This is a genomic window from Haloarcula amylolytica, assembly GCF_049705545.1.
Classification (GTDB): domain Archaea; phylum Halobacteriota; class Halobacteria; order Halobacteriales; family Haloarculaceae; genus Haloarcula; species Haloarcula amylolytica_B.
Map to the genome: position 1 here is coordinate 1,125,455 of NZ_JBNAMU010000001.1, position 14,706 is coordinate 1,140,160.

At 66.5% G+C, this 14,706-nt stretch carries 14 protein-coding genes; 7 read left to right on the forward strand and 7 right to left on the reverse strand.

What is annotated here, in order from left to right; translation table 11 throughout:
- Window positions 1-38: 38 nt before the first annotated feature.
- The 3 genes from ACOZ4H_RS05970 to ACOZ4H_RS05980 form a co-directional block, all read right to left on the reverse strand.
- On the reverse strand, window positions 39-941 hold the full coding sequence (locus tag ACOZ4H_RS05970) for an RAD55 family ATPase (RefSeq protein WP_424328429.1): 903 nt from the start codon (window positions 939-941) through the stop codon (window positions 39-41).
- 57 nt (window positions 942-998) lie between these two features.
- Window positions 999-3,308 carry a phosphoenolpyruvate synthase gene (gene ppsA, locus ACOZ4H_RS05975; RefSeq protein WP_424328430.1) on the reverse strand — a complete coding sequence of 770 codons (2,310 nt, stop codon included), beginning with the start codon at window positions 3,306-3,308 and terminating at the stop codon, window positions 999-1,001.
- A gap of 121 nt (window positions 3,309-3,429) precedes the next feature.
- Window positions 3,430-4,341: a PhzF family phenazine biosynthesis protein gene (locus ACOZ4H_RS05980; RefSeq protein WP_424328431.1), complete on the reverse strand. Its 912-nt coding sequence runs from the start codon at window positions 4,339-4,341 to the stop codon at window positions 3,430-3,432.
- 144 nt (window positions 4,342-4,485) lie between these two features.
- Between ACOZ4H_RS05980 and ACOZ4H_RS05985 the strand changes: the two genes are divergently transcribed.
- The 6 genes from ACOZ4H_RS05985 (at window position 4,486) to ACOZ4H_RS06010 (ending at window position 11,256) form a co-directional block, all read left to right on the forward strand.
- A complete protein-coding gene (locus ACOZ4H_RS05985; protein WP_424328432.1) occupies window positions 4,486-5,235 on the forward strand; it encodes a 4-phosphopantoate--beta-alanine ligase in 750 nt (249 codons plus the stop codon).
- Window positions 5,232-7,784 (forward strand): AAA family ATPase, encoded by a 2,553-nt coding sequence (locus ACOZ4H_RS05990; RefSeq protein WP_424328433.1) that lies wholly within the window; start codon window positions 5,232-5,234, stop codon window positions 7,782-7,784. Before ACOZ4H_RS05985 ends, ACOZ4H_RS05990 begins: the two co-directional genes overlap by 4 nt.
- An 86-nt stretch (window positions 7,785-7,870) precedes the next feature.
- Entirely contained in the window at window positions 7,871-8,659 is a 789-nt protein-coding gene (locus tag ACOZ4H_RS05995) for a hypothetical protein (protein ID WP_424328434.1), read from the forward strand.
- An 84-nt stretch (window positions 8,660-8,743) separates the two neighbouring features.
- The gene (locus ACOZ4H_RS06000) at window positions 8,744-9,679 is read left to right on the forward strand and encodes a sulfide-dependent adenosine diphosphate thiazole synthase (RefSeq protein ID WP_424328435.1); all 936 of its coding nucleotides are present in this window, start codon (window positions 8,744-8,746) and stop codon (window positions 9,677-9,679) included.
- A gap of 131 nt (window positions 9,680-9,810) precedes the next feature.
- Window positions 9,811-10,299, forward strand: a complete 489-nt coding sequence (locus ACOZ4H_RS06005; RefSeq protein ID WP_424328436.1) for an HTH domain-containing protein — start codon at window positions 9,811-9,813, stop codon at window positions 10,297-10,299.
- A 195-nt stretch (window positions 10,300-10,494) separates the two neighbouring features.
- Entirely contained in the window at window positions 10,495-11,256 is a 762-nt protein-coding gene (locus ACOZ4H_RS06010) for a DUF7001 family protein (protein ID WP_424328437.1), read from the forward strand.
- A 21-nt stretch (window positions 11,257-11,277) separates the two neighbouring features.
- Here the strand turns inward: ACOZ4H_RS06010 and ACOZ4H_RS06015 are convergent, their stop codons facing one another.
- From ACOZ4H_RS06015 to ACOZ4H_RS06030, 4 genes are all read right to left on the reverse strand, one after another.
- Window positions 11,278-11,928 carry a class I SAM-dependent methyltransferase gene (locus ACOZ4H_RS06015; RefSeq protein WP_424328438.1) on the reverse strand — a complete coding sequence of 217 codons (651 nt, stop codon included), beginning with the start codon at window positions 11,926-11,928 and terminating at the stop codon, window positions 11,278-11,280.
- Window positions 11,925-12,821, reverse strand: coding sequence for a thiamine-phosphate synthase family protein (locus ACOZ4H_RS06020; RefSeq protein WP_424328439.1), 897 nt, complete (start codon window positions 12,819-12,821; stop codon window positions 11,925-11,927). The genes ACOZ4H_RS06015 and ACOZ4H_RS06020 overlap by 4 nt, the downstream gene beginning before the upstream one ends.
- Window positions 12,822-13,409 carry a dCTP deaminase gene (gene dcd / locus ACOZ4H_RS06025; protein WP_007188837.1) on the reverse strand — a complete coding sequence of 196 codons (588 nt, stop codon included), beginning with the start codon at window positions 13,407-13,409 and terminating at the stop codon, window positions 12,822-12,824.
- A 114-nt stretch (window positions 13,410-13,523) separates the two neighbouring features.
- On the reverse strand, window positions 13,524-14,267 hold the full coding sequence (locus tag ACOZ4H_RS06030) for a YIP1 family protein (protein ID WP_424328440.1): 744 nt from the start codon (window positions 14,265-14,267) through the stop codon (window positions 13,524-13,526).
- Window positions 14,268-14,344: 77 nt separating this feature from the next.
- Here ACOZ4H_RS06030 and pth2 point away from each other — a divergent pair, with 77 nt between their 5' ends.
- A complete protein-coding gene (pth2, locus tag ACOZ4H_RS06035; RefSeq protein ID WP_424328441.1) occupies window positions 14,345-14,683 on the forward strand; it encodes a peptidyl-tRNA hydrolase Pth2 in 339 nt (112 codons plus the stop codon).
- The last annotated feature ends 23 nt before the right edge of the window (window positions 14,684-14,706 follow it).

Consider the following 14,706-nt stretch of genomic DNA (forward strand, 5'->3'; position numbering starts at 1 on the left):
GAGTATAGAGGGGGAGCGGTTTAGCCGTTGTGCTCGGGTTACCAGTTCGACGGCCCGATCTTCTTCGTCGCTTTCGCGCGAAAGCCCGTGGGGCCGATCAGCGACTCGAAGACGGTCTGGCGTTCGGTGTCGAGCGCGCCGCCGAAGGAGCCGACACGCATCGTCCGATACGTCTCGAACCCCTTGTCGTTGGAGTAGAAGTAGACGCTGCCGTGCAGCAGGCCGTGGATGAGTTCGTCTGACCGCACGTCGCCCGCGGGCCGGTCGAGTTTGACGAAGGCCACGTTCCCCCAGTTGACGACCGCCTCCCGGAGCCCCATCAGGAACGCGATCTCGTGGTTCTTGGGCAAGCCGAACTCCGTCGCCCGTTCGAGGTCAGTCAACGAGTCGATGACGATGAGCGTCTCCGCGGCGTCGTTCACCCGTGCGCTGATGTCGGCTAAGAGTTTCTCGAACGTCCCCTCGGAGGGCTCTCGTTCCGGCGGCTCCGCGTCGGGCTGTTCGATTTCGTCGTCGCTCCGTCGAGCATCGAACAGCGGCTCCGGAACCGGCAACAGCTCCATGAATCGCTGGGAGAAATCGGCGACGGTCATGTTGTCCGTGAGCGTGTCGAACTGGTAGCCGTCGAGCACGGCGTCGAGTTCGCTGTAGACGTGTTCGCGGTCGTGCGAGAGCGTGATGTAGGTCACCGACTCCGGGATCGCCTCGCTGCGGCGGGCGATGCCGTTCGGGACCATCTCCGGGCGGTGTTTCGCGAGCATCAGCGTCGCGAGACTCGTATAGGTGAACGCATCGCCGCCCGCGTCCGACGCCCCGGCCAGCAGGACCGTGCTCCCGGTCGGAATCCCGCGGACCTGTCCGTCCAGTCCAGGGATACCGAAGGGGATGTACGACACACCGGAACTGATACTCTTGGCTTCCGGTGTCGATTCGGGTGCCATACCGCAACGAAGCGAACGGAGCAAAAAAGCCTGCTGGCTACGTCAGGCGGCCGCGCCTCAGCGGACCGATTCCAGTAGCAGGCGCTGTTCGACGCGCTTGACCTCGTGTTGGACGTCACGGACGGCGTCGATGTTCGGGGAGATGGACGTGACCCCCTCGTCGACGAGGAAGTCGACCATCTGGGGCTTCGAGGCAGCCTGGCCGCAGATGCTCGTGGCGACGTCGTACTCGCGGCAGGTCCCGATGACCTGGCTCATGAGTTCGAGGACGGCCGGGTGGAGTTCGTCGAAGCGGTCGGCGACGTTGCCGTTGTTGCGGTCGAGGGCGAGCGTGTACTGCGTGAGGTCGTTCGTCCCGAAGGAGACGAAGTCGATCCCCGTTTCACAGATCTCCTCGATGGAGAGTGCGCTCGCCGGCGTTTCGACCATAACGCCCCAGTCGCGCTTCTCGGGGTCGATGCCGACCTCCTGCATCAGCGCCTTCGCCCGCAGGATGTCCTCGGCGTCGGTCACAAGCGGGAGCATCAGCTCGACGTTGTCATAGCCCAGATCGTACAGGCGCTCGAACGCGCGGAGTTCGAGCTTGAACTCGCCGGGTCGGTCGAGCGACCGCCGGATGCCCCGATAGCCGAGCATCGGGTTGTGCTCGCTTGGCTCGTCCTCGCCGCCCTGGAGCTGCCGGAACTCGTCGGAGGGGGCATCGAGGGTCCGGACGCGGACCGGGCGCGGGTAGAACGCCTCGGCGACCGAGCGGACGCCCTCGACGATTTCGTCGACGTACGCGCGCTCGCCGTGGTCCTCGACGTAGCGCGAGGGCGTCTTGTCCGTCGAGAGGATCATGTGCTCTATGCGCAGGAGGCCGACGCCATCGGCTCCGGTCGCGGCGGCTCGTTCGGCGGCCTCCGGAATGGAGACGTTGACCTTGACTTCGGTCCCGGTCATCGGCTTGACGGCCGAATGTGCCTCCACCGGCCCGGCGTCTCTTTCCTCGTCGCTCGTTTCTGGGACCTGGGCCCCTTTCTCGACTGTCCCCTTATCGCCGTCCAGGGTGACCGTCTCGCCGTCTCGGAGCTTCTGCGTCGCGTCCTCGGCACCGACGACGGCCGGGACGCCGAGTTCACGGGAGACGATAGCGGCGTGGCTGGTCATCCCGCCCTCGTCGGTGATGATGCCGTTGGCGCGTTTCATCGCCGGGACCATGTCCGGCGTGGTCATCTCGGCGACGATGATATCGCCGTCCTCGACCTTGTCGAGGTTGTCGAGTTTGTCGACGATGCGGACGACGCCAGTGACCCGGCCCGGCGCGGAGCCGATTCCGGAGAGTCGGACCGACTCCGACTGGCTCTCCATCGCTCCGCCGTCGGCGACGCCCGATTTGGCACCCGGCGGCTGACTCTCGACCTCGTTGGCCGAGCCGGCACTCCCTTCAGGGTCGTCAATCGTGGTGATCGGGCGGGACTGCAGCAGGTACACCTCGCCCTCGTAGACCGCCCACTCGACGTCCTGTGGAGTATCGTAGTGGTCCTCGACGCGCTCACCGATTTCGATGAGCCGATGAATCTCGTCCTCCGAGAGGACGCGCTCGTTTCGCTTCTCCTCGGGGACGGAGCGTTCGATTGTTTCCCCGTCCTCACCCCGAACGCACATCACCTTCTTGTCGGCGACGGTCACCTCGTCGATAGCGCCGCTCTCGCGGTCGACGATGTAGTTGTCGGGCGACACCGCACCGGAGACGACCGCTTCGCCCAGTCCCCACGCGGCCTCGATGATGGCCGTCGGGCCGCCGGTCGAGGGGTGACTGGTGAACATGACGCCGGACTTCTCCGCGTCGACCATCTGCTGGACGACGACGGCGATGTCAACGGCGTCGTGCGCGAAGTCGTTCTCGTTGCGGTAGTAGATAGCTCGTTGTGTGAACAGCGACGCCCAGCATTCCTTGACTCGCTGCAGGAGGTCCGCACGCGAGACGTTCAGGTACGTGTCCTGCTGGCCGGCGAAGGAGGCGTCCGGGAGGTCCTCTGCGGTCGCCGAGGACCGCACCGCAACGTCCTCGTCGCCCATCTCGTCGTATGCGGCTAGCAGGTCCTCGCGGACCGACGGCGGGGTGTCGGTTTCCAGGATCAACTCCTGGGCGCGTTCGGCCGCCTCGGCCAGCGCCTGCGAGTCGTCGCTGTCGACATCGACGGCCTCGAAGAGCGGCTCGTCGATTCCAGTTGCTTCGATGAACGACCGATACGTGTCGGCGGTAACGACGAACGCCGACGGAACGGGCAGGCCCGCTCCGGTCAGTTCTCCGAGAGACGCCGCCTTGCCGCCGACCCGCGCCAGGTCGTCGGCACCGATTTCGTCGAGCCACAGTGTTGGCATGGACTCATTCGTACCATCTTCAACGACAAGTAAGGATGTTCCGGTTGCAGCCAGTGAGCAATCGCTCTTCACTCGATTTCGAGTGAATTAGGGGTTCAGCCTGCCGGTGCGGTGTGGACTGTCACGCTTCGATAATATCATCGTCGTCAACAGCGGGGACAGTCACTGTACCGTCCAGCGCAGTCACGCCGCGTCCGCCGACCCACACCTCGGTCCCGTCGGTATCGACTGACACCGTCCCGGGTCGGTCGCGGAAGTGACCACCCTCGACGGTTATCTGTTCGATGGTCTCATCGAGCGCCCCGTAGCGGCGAACGAACGCCGCGCAGGCCCCCGACGCCGCGGCGCTTACCGGTTCCTCCGTCCGGCTCCCGACCCGGAAGGCTCGCCCGTGCAGCGTCGACCGCCGGGTCGCGTCGCCGCCGACCGTGTCGAACGTGAACGGGTACACGCCGGCCGCGTCCGCGCGGTCACAGAGCGAGGCGACGGCAGCCCCGTCCACGGTGAGGTTGCTCAGATGCTCGAAGTAGTTGACCGGGACCACGAGCCACGACTCGCCGGCGTCGGCCGTCACGAGCGGGAGGTCCGCGCCCACGTCCTTGAGCGTCGCCTCGTCGAGTCCGAGCGCGTCCGCGACATCGCTGTATGGGATCTCTACCTCGGTGATGTCAACCCGGCCCTGTTCGACCCAGACCATCCCGTTCGGTTTGGTTTCGACAGCGACCTCGCCGCCAGCGGTGGCGACCGCCCATTCGGCGGCGTCGACCGAACCACGTTCGTACAGCGCCGCGTGCGCGGCGACTGTCGCCGTCTCCGCCTGCTCCAGTTCCTCGGTCGGCGAGAAGCAGCGAAGCCGGCGGTCGGCATCCGCCGAAGGCAGGACGAACGCCGTCTCGGTGGCCCCCAGTTCGCTGGCGATGGCCTGCATCTGGTCGGCGGTCAGTCCGTCGGCTTCGGGCACGACGCCGGTCGGCGTGCCCGCCGTCGGTTCCGCGGCGAACGCGTCGACAAGCAACGCCTGTCGGGTATCCATGGCACGGAGTTGTGTTGACCCGCAGATAACCTTTTCCGGAGCTAGCTGGAGTCGGCCGGTGATCGGTTCCGGTGAGACACGCGACGACGACCGAGCCGCGCCCCTGACGGACGACTTTAGTACAGGGAGCTATCACTGGAACGTATGAGCGAGGACGTCGACCTCCCTGAAAGCCACCCCCGCTACGAGTCGCTCTTGACCCGCCACCGGATCGAGGCGGGCGTCGACCGCGGTATCACCTCCCGACAGGGCCTCATCGCACAGGGCCGCGGCGAAGCCTTCGACTACCTGCTGGGCGAGCGCACCATCGACAGCGCCGACGCCGCCGAGCGCGCCGCCGCGGCGCACCTCCTGTCCGCCGAGCAGGCCGTCGTCTCGGTCAACGGCAACGCCGCCGCCCTCGTGCCCGGCGAACTCGTCGAACTGGCCGAGGTGACCGGCGCTGACCTCGAAGTGAACCTGTTCAACCGGACCGAGGAGCGAATCGAGGCCATAGCCGAGTACCTCCGCGAGCACGGGGCGACAGACGTGAAGGGGCTCACCGCTGACGGACGCATCCCCGGCCTCGACCACGAGCGCGCCAAGGTCGACGCCGACGGCATCGGCGCGGCGGACGTGGTGCTCGTCCCGCTGGAGGACGGTGACCGCGCCGAGGCGCTGGGCGAGATGGGCAAGACGGAACTGGTCATCGACCTCAACCCACAGAGCCGCTCGGCTGAGGTATCGACGGTGCCTATCATCGACAACATCATCCGCGCGATACCGAACATCACCGAGCATGCCCGAAACCTCCGGGGCGATCCCGACGCTCAACGGGACGCCATCGACGCGTTCGACGCCGACAGCGCCCTGACTGCCGCCGAGCGGACGATTCGGGAGGGGGACCTCGAATGAGCCTGCCGCCGTACATCTACGCCGACCGGCGGGTACCCGACGAGGAGACCGTCAGAGAAACCCTCGACCAGCGGACGATGACGGCCTTCGGCGATGCCGAGCGACTCGAACGGCTCCACCGGGTGTTCTATCCGGTGTTCAAGGTCGACTACGAGTACGAGACCGGCGAGGGGAAGCTGTTCGGCACGACGACGAAATCCGAGACGGCGTTTCTCGACGGGCTCTGGGCGGACAACGACCGGGCCGTCGCGCAGTACGTCGACGACACCGACGCGGTGGTCCGCCGGGCGACGGGCGACTACGACTTCGGCCGCGACGACCCCGCGCTTGGCCGCTCCGTCCTGTTGCAGTTTCAGGTCACCGACGACGACGCCCGGTCGCTGCTGCCACAGCGGGTCGCTGAGTACCGCGAGCAGCGCCACGACTCCGCCTCGGGCGCGGCGAACGTGTTCCTCCGGAAGCTGCGCGAGTCCTACGGGCTCCCCGGCGACTTCGATCCCGACGGGTTCGACAGCGTGACCGCCGTCGAGCGCCTGTACCTCCCGTTCTGGCTCGCCGAGTACCACTCGCCGGACAGCTCGGACGTCAAGCTCGTCACGTTCCGGGACCCGGACGCCCCGACTGAGGAGCTAAAACTCCACGGCTGGCTCGCGGAGTTCCTCAGCGCCGAGCCCCGACGGCTGGCCGAGTACGGCTACGAGGTCAACCCCGACCGGCTCGAACGGAACATCCGCGAGCGAATCGACCAGTCCGACGACTCCGGATCGGCCGGGACGGGCGGTGATTCCGGCTCCGACAGCAACGACGGCGCGCCCTCGATAAACCGCGAGCGACCGTCAGACGACGGATCGGTTGTCCAGCCCGACGGCGTCGACATGCAGGCCGACGGGCTGGTCGACCCGAACCCGTCCCGGAGCTTCGCCGACGTGGGCGGGATGTCGGAGCTACTGGAGACGCTCAATCACAAGGTCGTCCGGCCGCTGCAGGACCCCAGCGCCTTCGAGGAGTACGGTATCGGCGTCGTCAACGGCGTCCTGCTGCACGGCCCGCCCGGCTGTGGAAAGACGCACGTCGCGGGCGCGCTCGCGGGCGAGGTCGACCACGCCTTCATCGAGGTCACGCCCGCCGACGTGACCAGCAAGTACATGGGCGAACCCGCACAGAAAGTCGAGGAACTGTTCCAGATCGCCCGCGCGAACGCGCCCTGTATCCTCTTCATCGACGAGATCGACGGCATCGCCGGCGCACGCGACGGCGACAGCAACATGAACAGCAGCGAGCAGCAACTGGTGAATCAACTGCTCACCGAACTCGAAGGGATCGCCGACGAGGACGTGGTGGTACTGGGCGCGACGAACCTCGTCGAAGACGTGGACGACGCCATCCGCCGCTCGGGCCGGTTCGACGAGCGTGTGGAGGTCCCCCCGCCGGACCCCGCGGCGCGAACGCAGATTCTGGAGATTCACCTCGCCGGCCGGCCGACAGCGGCCGACATCGACCTCGGCCCCGTCGTCGAGGAGACGGCCGGCTTCGCGGCCAGCGACATCGAACTAATCGCCGAGGACGCCGCCCGAAAGGCGTTGCGAGCCGACGCCCCAATCGGGACGGAGCATCTCATGCAGGCCGCCGCGGAAACCGATACCAGCATCCCGGACTGGGTCGACCCCGAGATGGTCGCCGAGAACGGCGTCGTCCAGCCCGACGGCGTCGACCTGCAGGCCAGTTCGCTCGTCGAGACTGACGCCGGACGCGACTTCGCCGACGTGGGCGGGATGGGTGAACTGAAGGACCGACTCGAAGACACGGTCCTCGACCCGCTTGAGAACGCTGAGGAGTACGAAGCGTACGGCATCGACGTGCTGTCGGGCCTACTGCTGTACGGCCCGCCCGGCTGTGGGAAGACCCACCTCGCCGGTGCACTTGCGGGCGAACTCGGCCACAGCTTCGTCGAAATCAGCCCCGCGGACGTAACCAGTAAGTGGATGGGCGAGCCGGCCCGCAACGTCGCCGAGGTGTTCGAGGTGGCCCGCGCGAACGCCCCCTGCGTGCTGTTCATCGACGAGATCGACGGCATCGCGGGCTCGCGGCGTGGCTCGATGAACACGAGCGAGCAGCAACTGGTCAACCAACTGCTCACCGAACTCGAAGGCGCAGCGGCCGACGACATCGTCGTGGTCGCCGCGACGAACTTCGTCGAGGACATCGACGCGGCGCTCCGGCGCTCCGGTCGGTTCGACGAGCGCGTGGAGGTCCCGCCACCGGACGCCGAGGCTCGCAAGCAGATCCTGGAGATCCACCTGCAGGACCGGCCCATCGCGGGTGACATCGACTGGGACGCCATCGTCGAGCCGACCGAGGGGTACGCCGCAAGCGACCTCGCACTCGTCGCCGAGGACGCAGCGCGCCACGCCCTGCGGGACGGGTCGGAGATAACGCGGGAGCATCTCGAAACCGCGGTCTGGGAGACCCATTCGAGCATCGCCGACTGGGACGACCGGGACCGCTATCAGGGGGCAGAGGGGACGGCGGACCTGGGACTCGGGTCGTAGCCGGCGATACCCTGGCGTTCTCGTCGCCTCAGCACATCCTCCCCGACTGTGAGGGTTCAAGCGTAGAGAGCCCCTACTGCAGACGAATGCTTCTTTACCCATCGGTCCGGGACCACGGCGTCACGCTGTGTGAGCGGGCCGGCTACGACGTGACAGTGCGCGACGACAGCCGCGGGCCGCCGGCCCTTGCGACACCTACCGACGATGCGATCGGTCTCGTCGACAGGGAGTCCCCGAAGCCAATCGCCATCGAGCCGTTAACCGAAGCCGACGTTGGCCCGTCGGGACTCGTGCCCAGGTTCGTCGACGCAGTGCGGGAGGGCCGCGATTGCCTGTTCGTCGTCCCGTCCACGGAGGAGATGGGCACGACGCTGACCCAGGTGGTCGCGACGGTGCTTGGAGATCCCGCCTGTCTCGCCGCGGACGGCCCTGACGGGCGACAGTTCTACAACGGCCCCGACCGCGTTCCGCTCTCGGACGGGACGTACGCCTGCGCGCGAGCCCCCGCAGACGACCTGCAATGGCGTGAAGTGAAGATCGACCAGAGCCGCTCCCGGCTCGAACTGGGCGTCGGGACCGAGGTGGTCGCCGTCCTCGAACACGTCGATTCGCTGGCCGACGTCGGCCGCCACGCCTTCCAGCACGCCTACCGCCGAGCCGACGACGGCCAGTTCGAAGTGACCGACGGCGACGGGATTGTCGCGCGGTTCCCGGGCCCCACGGCGATGCGCCGGGGTGGCTACCCGCCCGTGCCGATGCCGCTCGTCCCCGAACACCTGTTTCCCGAAGACAGCAACCGTACCCGGTGGGCAGTTTGTCAGCCGGACGGCGGGTCTGACGTGCTGACCAACGCGGGTCTCCAGGCCTGGAACTGACCGCTATCGCTGGTCCGAGCCACTCTTCCCGCGAGTCGTAGTACCAGAACGACTTTGTACCACCAAGAGATATTACTAGGTGGTATGAGCGATTCCGATTCATTCGAACAGTTCAGCGATGTCGGCGAGGCGGAAGTCACACGCGCGATCGGTCAGGAGTGGACCGAGGAATTCATGGACTTCTCGGACTCCGATGTCATCATCGTCGGCGGCGGTCCGTCGGGGCTGATGGCCGCGAAAGAACTCGCCGAGCGCGGCGTGCAGGTGATGGTCGTCGAGAAGAACAACTACCTCGGCGGCGGCTTCTGGCTCGGCGGTTTCCTGATGAACAAGGTCACCGTCCGCGATCCGGCCCAGCAGGTGCTAGACGAACTCGATGTCGACCACAAGCAGTCCAAGGACAGCGAGGGCCTCTACGTCGCCAACGGGCCGGAGGCCTGTTCCGGCCTCATCAAGGCCGCCTGCGATGCCGGCGCGAAGATGCAGAACATGACGGAGTTCACCGATATCGTCATCCGCGAAGACCATCGCGTCGGCGGCATCGTGATGAACTGGACGCCGGTCCACGCACTGCCCCGCGAAATCACTTGCGTCGACCCCATCGCCGTCGAGGCCGACCTCGTTATCGACGCGACCGGCCACGACGCGATGGCCGTCAAGAAACTCGACGAGCGCGGTGTCCTCAACGCACCGGGCCTCGAAGACGAAGCCAGCGGCATGGACCAGACCGACGACGACACTTACGGCGCACCCGGTCACGACTCGCCCGGCCACGACTCGATGTGGGTCGGGGAAAGCGAGGACGCTGTCGTCGAACACACCGGTCTTGCCCACGATGGCCTCGTCGTCACCGGCATGGCGACGGCGACCACCTACGGCCTCCCGCGCATGGGCCCGACGTTCGGTGCCATGCTCGTCTCCGGCAAGCGCGCCGCACAGGTCGCGCTAGACGAACTGGAGGTCGATGCGGACCCCGTCGACGTCACGAGCCGCGACGCCGCATCCCCTGCCGACGACTGAAATCCACCCACGCCCCTCTGGTTTTTAACCGGCTAGTTTTCCACTACTTAGTTGCCCATTCAGGCCGTAATATCGCGCTGAAACCAACAATTAAACAAGAGTAGTGTGAAGATGTTAGTGATTGACAACCAATGTCAGAAGAGATGCAGCGGAGCGACAAACACAGGTCTGACGAGTCAGTCGGCGGCGAGATCGCGGTCCAGCTCTGGAGTCGGCGGCCGGTCTGTGGCCCTCGAACGACAGCTATCGACCAGTTCACGGAACTCGCCACAACGGGGGCTATCGACGATTTCGATGTCCAGACATGGCCCGAGGAAATTCCAGTGTCTCAGGAGGGCGAGCACGGTGAGGTGCTGGCGACCGTCGACCGGTACGAACAGTGGGCGAGCGAACGGGGACTCAGTCTCCGACCGCCGTTCGAGACGCGAACGTCGTCGCTACTGGTCGGCGGAAGCACGGAGGTGCTGCGGCTCCCGATGATAGCTGTCGCGGTGTACGCGGACGATGAGCTGGTTGGCGTGTATCCGTGTACCGATGGAGAGACGACATGGTCCGTCACCGATTGCATCGACGCGCTTACTTCGGACCCGACGACGCTCCCCCACGAACCGGAGCAGTGACTCCCCACTGGAGCGGCTCAGTCTGTCCGGTGGCGGCGTCCTGTCTGGTACTGCAGTGGGATGTCTGTCTCTCGCCCGAGAGCGCGCCACGCTAACCCGTCTGTTCTCCTTCTTCACTCCGACGACCCATCTCTCAATCCGCGATAGTTCCCGAGACACAAATAGTATTACCGACCGATACCACTCACAAATACTATGAAGTCCGTCACGCTGTACCGTGCCCCGACGACAGTCGCCGACGCCGAGGCCATCGCCGACTGGCTCGATTCGCGGGTTGACGCCGAGATCGCCGTCCGGGACCGGTTCCTCTCACTGCACGGCGACTCGGAGCTAGCGGAGTCGTTCGCACGGGCGCGGGTGTTCTCGCCGTACGACCGCGAGACCGGGAACACGATGCTGGGGATCGTTCGCTACGAAGAGCGAGCACTGGAATCGCCCGAGCGGGCCGGTGGCGTCATCTACGACGGACTGGCCGTCCAGCGGGCGCTCCACGAGCGAATCTCCGAGTCCGAGCGGTCGCTGGACCACCTTCACGTCCCGCTGCTGGACCGCGTCGTCGGGACCTGGGGCGACCACGACGGCCGCTGGCACAAGCGCGTGAACGTCCTCGGGCAGCCCGCGGTCGTCTCCGTGCCGGGGCTCTACGAGGCCCCCGCAAAACCGGAGCAGTACTACAAGGAACAGCAGAAACACGCTCTCCTCTCCGGTGGAACGCCGCCCCGGGAGGTGCTCGAAAACGAGGTCGAGGGCGAGTTCCTCGTCGAGGACGACCCGCGGACGACCGCCGCTATCAAGGGGTACGTCCTGCAGGCGTACCACTACCTCGACACGGGCGAGGCGTTCTGTGACGAGGAGAGCTGTCGGCTCCACAACGCGCACCGCCAGCCCGGCGTCGTCACTGCGCAGCTACGAGAGCCCGAGTTCTGTCCGGAGCACGCCGAACGGTATCGCCCATAGCGGTTCGACCCATCGCTCCCGTTACGGCACAGTCCCACTCAGCAGACCGAGGAATCCCCCGGCGAGAGCCTCGTACCGTCTGTCTACCGTCCGTTCGGTGAGTCGCTCGCGGGCCGCCCGCACTCGCCGCTCGAACGCGCTGGCGTGTGACTGTCTGGATAGCCGCGCTCCCGGCGCGGAAAGGCGGACGAACCCCTCGAACGCGAGGTTCAGCGGCGCGGCGAGGGCGCTGGGGCTCCGCTGGAAGTTCAGCAGGGCGACACGGCCGCCGGGGGTGACGCTGTCACACCACGCGTCGACGGCCGCCGCGGGGTCCTCGAAGATGCCAGCGACGAACGTCGCCAGGACGGCGTCCGCCTCTCGGACTGGCGGACGGGCAGCGTCGGCTTGCACGTAGTGTACGCCTTCGGCGGTTCTCGCGGGCCGTTCGCGTGCCCGATCAAGCATCTCACGTGTCACATCGATGCCGACGACCCGGCCCGACGGGGCGACCCGCTCCCGGAGGTGGGGCACGTTCGCGCCCGTACCACAGCCCATCTCGACGACGGTGTCGCCGGGCGCGAGCGCCAGCGAGTCCGCTGTCCGGTCGCGCCAGGACGCCACGCCGGGCGCACTCGCTACCCAGTCGTACACTCGCGCCCACCGGCCGTAAAACGACTGCGCGTCGGTCACAGGATCTCGCGTGCCGTTTCGGTGACCGATACAGCGTCGTCCCCGAGCAGGTACACCACCGGCTCGATACCCATCGCGCCGGTGTGATAGAGCACGTCGGCCCCCGGGTCGTCGGCCAGCGCGGCCGCGACGGCCGGCTCGACGCTCTCTTCGGCGTCGAACTCGACGACGGTCCGACCGGCATCTCGTAGCGCGGTCACGACGCCGTCGTCGTACCGGACGTTCAACACCGCGCGGGCGTCGCTCCCGGCAGCCCGCGCCGCCAGCAACAGCGATGCGACGTGCTCGCTGACGCCGAACTCCGGGTCCGCCGGAATCGTCGCCCGTCCCTTCACGTCGAGAATCCGCCCCGGGACGGCGGCCACGTCCTCGATGCTGTCGGCGTCGGGGAGACACTGGACGAGGTTCGACCCGACCGCCGGGATGAGCGTCGCGAACCCGCTGGTGTTTTCCAGCACGCTGAGTCCGCGCCGCACCGACGCGAGCGTCCGCTCGGCCGACCGCAACTGTGAGTCCGGGTCGTGGACGGCGAACTCGTCGTCGTAGTCGCCAAGCTCCGGAACCGCGTCCTCGTGTAACTGCGCGAGCACGCCGCCCTGTTCGAGTTCGCGGATGAACACTTCCGTCTCGACCAGCGCCTGGACGGAACTCATATCCCCATCGGCCAGCCCGTCAGCCAGTCGCTCGACCAGTTCCTCCAGCCCGCGATGGGCCAGCAGATCGTCGTGGCGCGCCACGTCGCCGTGGACGTATTTCGACACCGCGCTCTGGCTGATTCCCAGCAGGTCGGCGACTTCGGACTGTGTCAGCCCGCGCTCCCTGAGAGCGTCGGCCAGCAGCGAGCGAAACGTCGGCAAAAAGTCGTCGACGACGATCTCCTCGATGAACCGCATCTATTGGTCGCCTCCGAATTCTCTATCTCCCTGTATCTTGCTCGCCTGCGGCCCGGACTGGCCCTGGTACTTCGAGCCGCGCTCGGCCCCGTACGGGCGGTCTGCAGCGGTCTTGAGTTCCGTGAAGGTGAGCTGCGAGATCCGCATCCCGGGCGTGAGCGCGACGGGCGCGGTGCCGAGGTTCGACAGTTCGAGCGTGATCTGGCCCTCGTACCCGGGATCACACAGGCCGGCCGTCGCGTGCACCACAATCGCAAGCCGGCCAAGCGACGAGCGGCCTTCGACGTGGGCGATGAGGTCGTCGGGGATGGCGACGCGTTCGTGGGTCGTCCCCAGCACGAAATCGCCGGGGTGGAGAATGAACTCCCCGCCTTCCTCGATGACCGTCTCCTCGACGTAGTCGGCGACTTCGTCCTCGGAGTTCGGGTGGATACAGGGGATGTTGGCGTGCTGGAACTCCAGGAATTCCCGGCCGAGACGGAGGTCGACGCTGGCCGGCTGAATCTGGATGTCCGGGTCGTCGAGCGGTTCGACGACGAGGTCACCCTGTTCCAGCCGTCGGAGGATGTCCGCATCAGAGAGTATCATGAGAGTGGCGTGTGCGGCCGGAAGCCTAAACTCCCCGATTCTCATACTGTCGGCTGTAACTATTGTAAGATATTCGCGGTGGCGTAATTCTTGACAGACTTACAGCTGACAGTGTCAGGAGGCTATCACGGGGAGCGTCGCGGCGATGACGGCGATGGCGACCGCCGCGTACCTGCTAATCTCGTGGACGACTCGGAGCCCGCCAGCCCAGATGTACGCCTGCCAGGCTGCAGTACCGACCTGTATTGCGAGGAATACGAGCCCAGAGAGCCCGTTCTGTAGACGCCGAACCTGTTCGAGCAGCAGCTCCGGAGCGGACGCGGAGAGATCGGTGGTGGCAGCGAAGAAGACGAGTGCAGCACCGCCGGCGGCAACGCCGACAACGGACGGGAGCAGGCCCCAGGCGGTTATTTCTGCCGTCTCGCCGAACTGACCGGAGCCACCGGCTAGCTTTGCCCCGACGTACAGACCGATCATCAATCCGATCCAGACGATGACGAAGCCGACAAACAGCCCCGGAAGGACCTCGGTCGCATAGTCCCAGATGAGTGACCCGATTTCGACAGTTCTCGTCGCCGGTTCGTCACAGCCAGCGACGGTCATCCCGCCGACACCGCCGTCTTCGCACATCTGGTCCGGCGGCCGTGCGGGGTTGTCTCGCTCTACAGTGCCGGTGAACTGCGCGGCGAACAGCCGGAGTGCGATTCCGAGAACGACTGTGACGGCGACGGCGATGCCGAGAGCGAGGCCGCCGCCACGGAGTCCGTTCAGCTGGTCACGTCGCTGTTCGAAGAACGTACCCGGTCGCAGGAGGAACGTTCGGATGGTGGAGGGCATCTCCGGGGTGTGCTCGGCCACGGCGTATGTACTCTGTGGTATGTGCAACCGTGGAGGGAGTCCGACGGGAGTTTAAGTACGGGTGGCCATGTAATCGTATGAAGCAGGCTATCGTCGCGCGGGCCGACATCGGCATGGGCGAGGGCAAGCTCGCCGCCCAGGTTGCCCACGCCTCGCTGTCGGCCTACGAAGACGCCGGCCCGAAACCCCGCAAAGCCTGGAAGGGCGCGGGGCAGAAGAAAGTCGTCCTGAAGGCCACCAGCGAGTCCGAGCTGTTCGAGCTCGCGGACGTGGCCGAGCGCGAAGGCCTGCCGCATGCGGTCGTCCGAGACGCCGGCCACACACAGCTCGATCCGGGGACCGTGACGGCGCTCGCCGTCGGCCCCGCCGAGGACGAGATTGTGGACCGCGTCACCGGCGACCTGCCGCTGTTCTGAGGGCAGCGGCCCGCGATACGGTT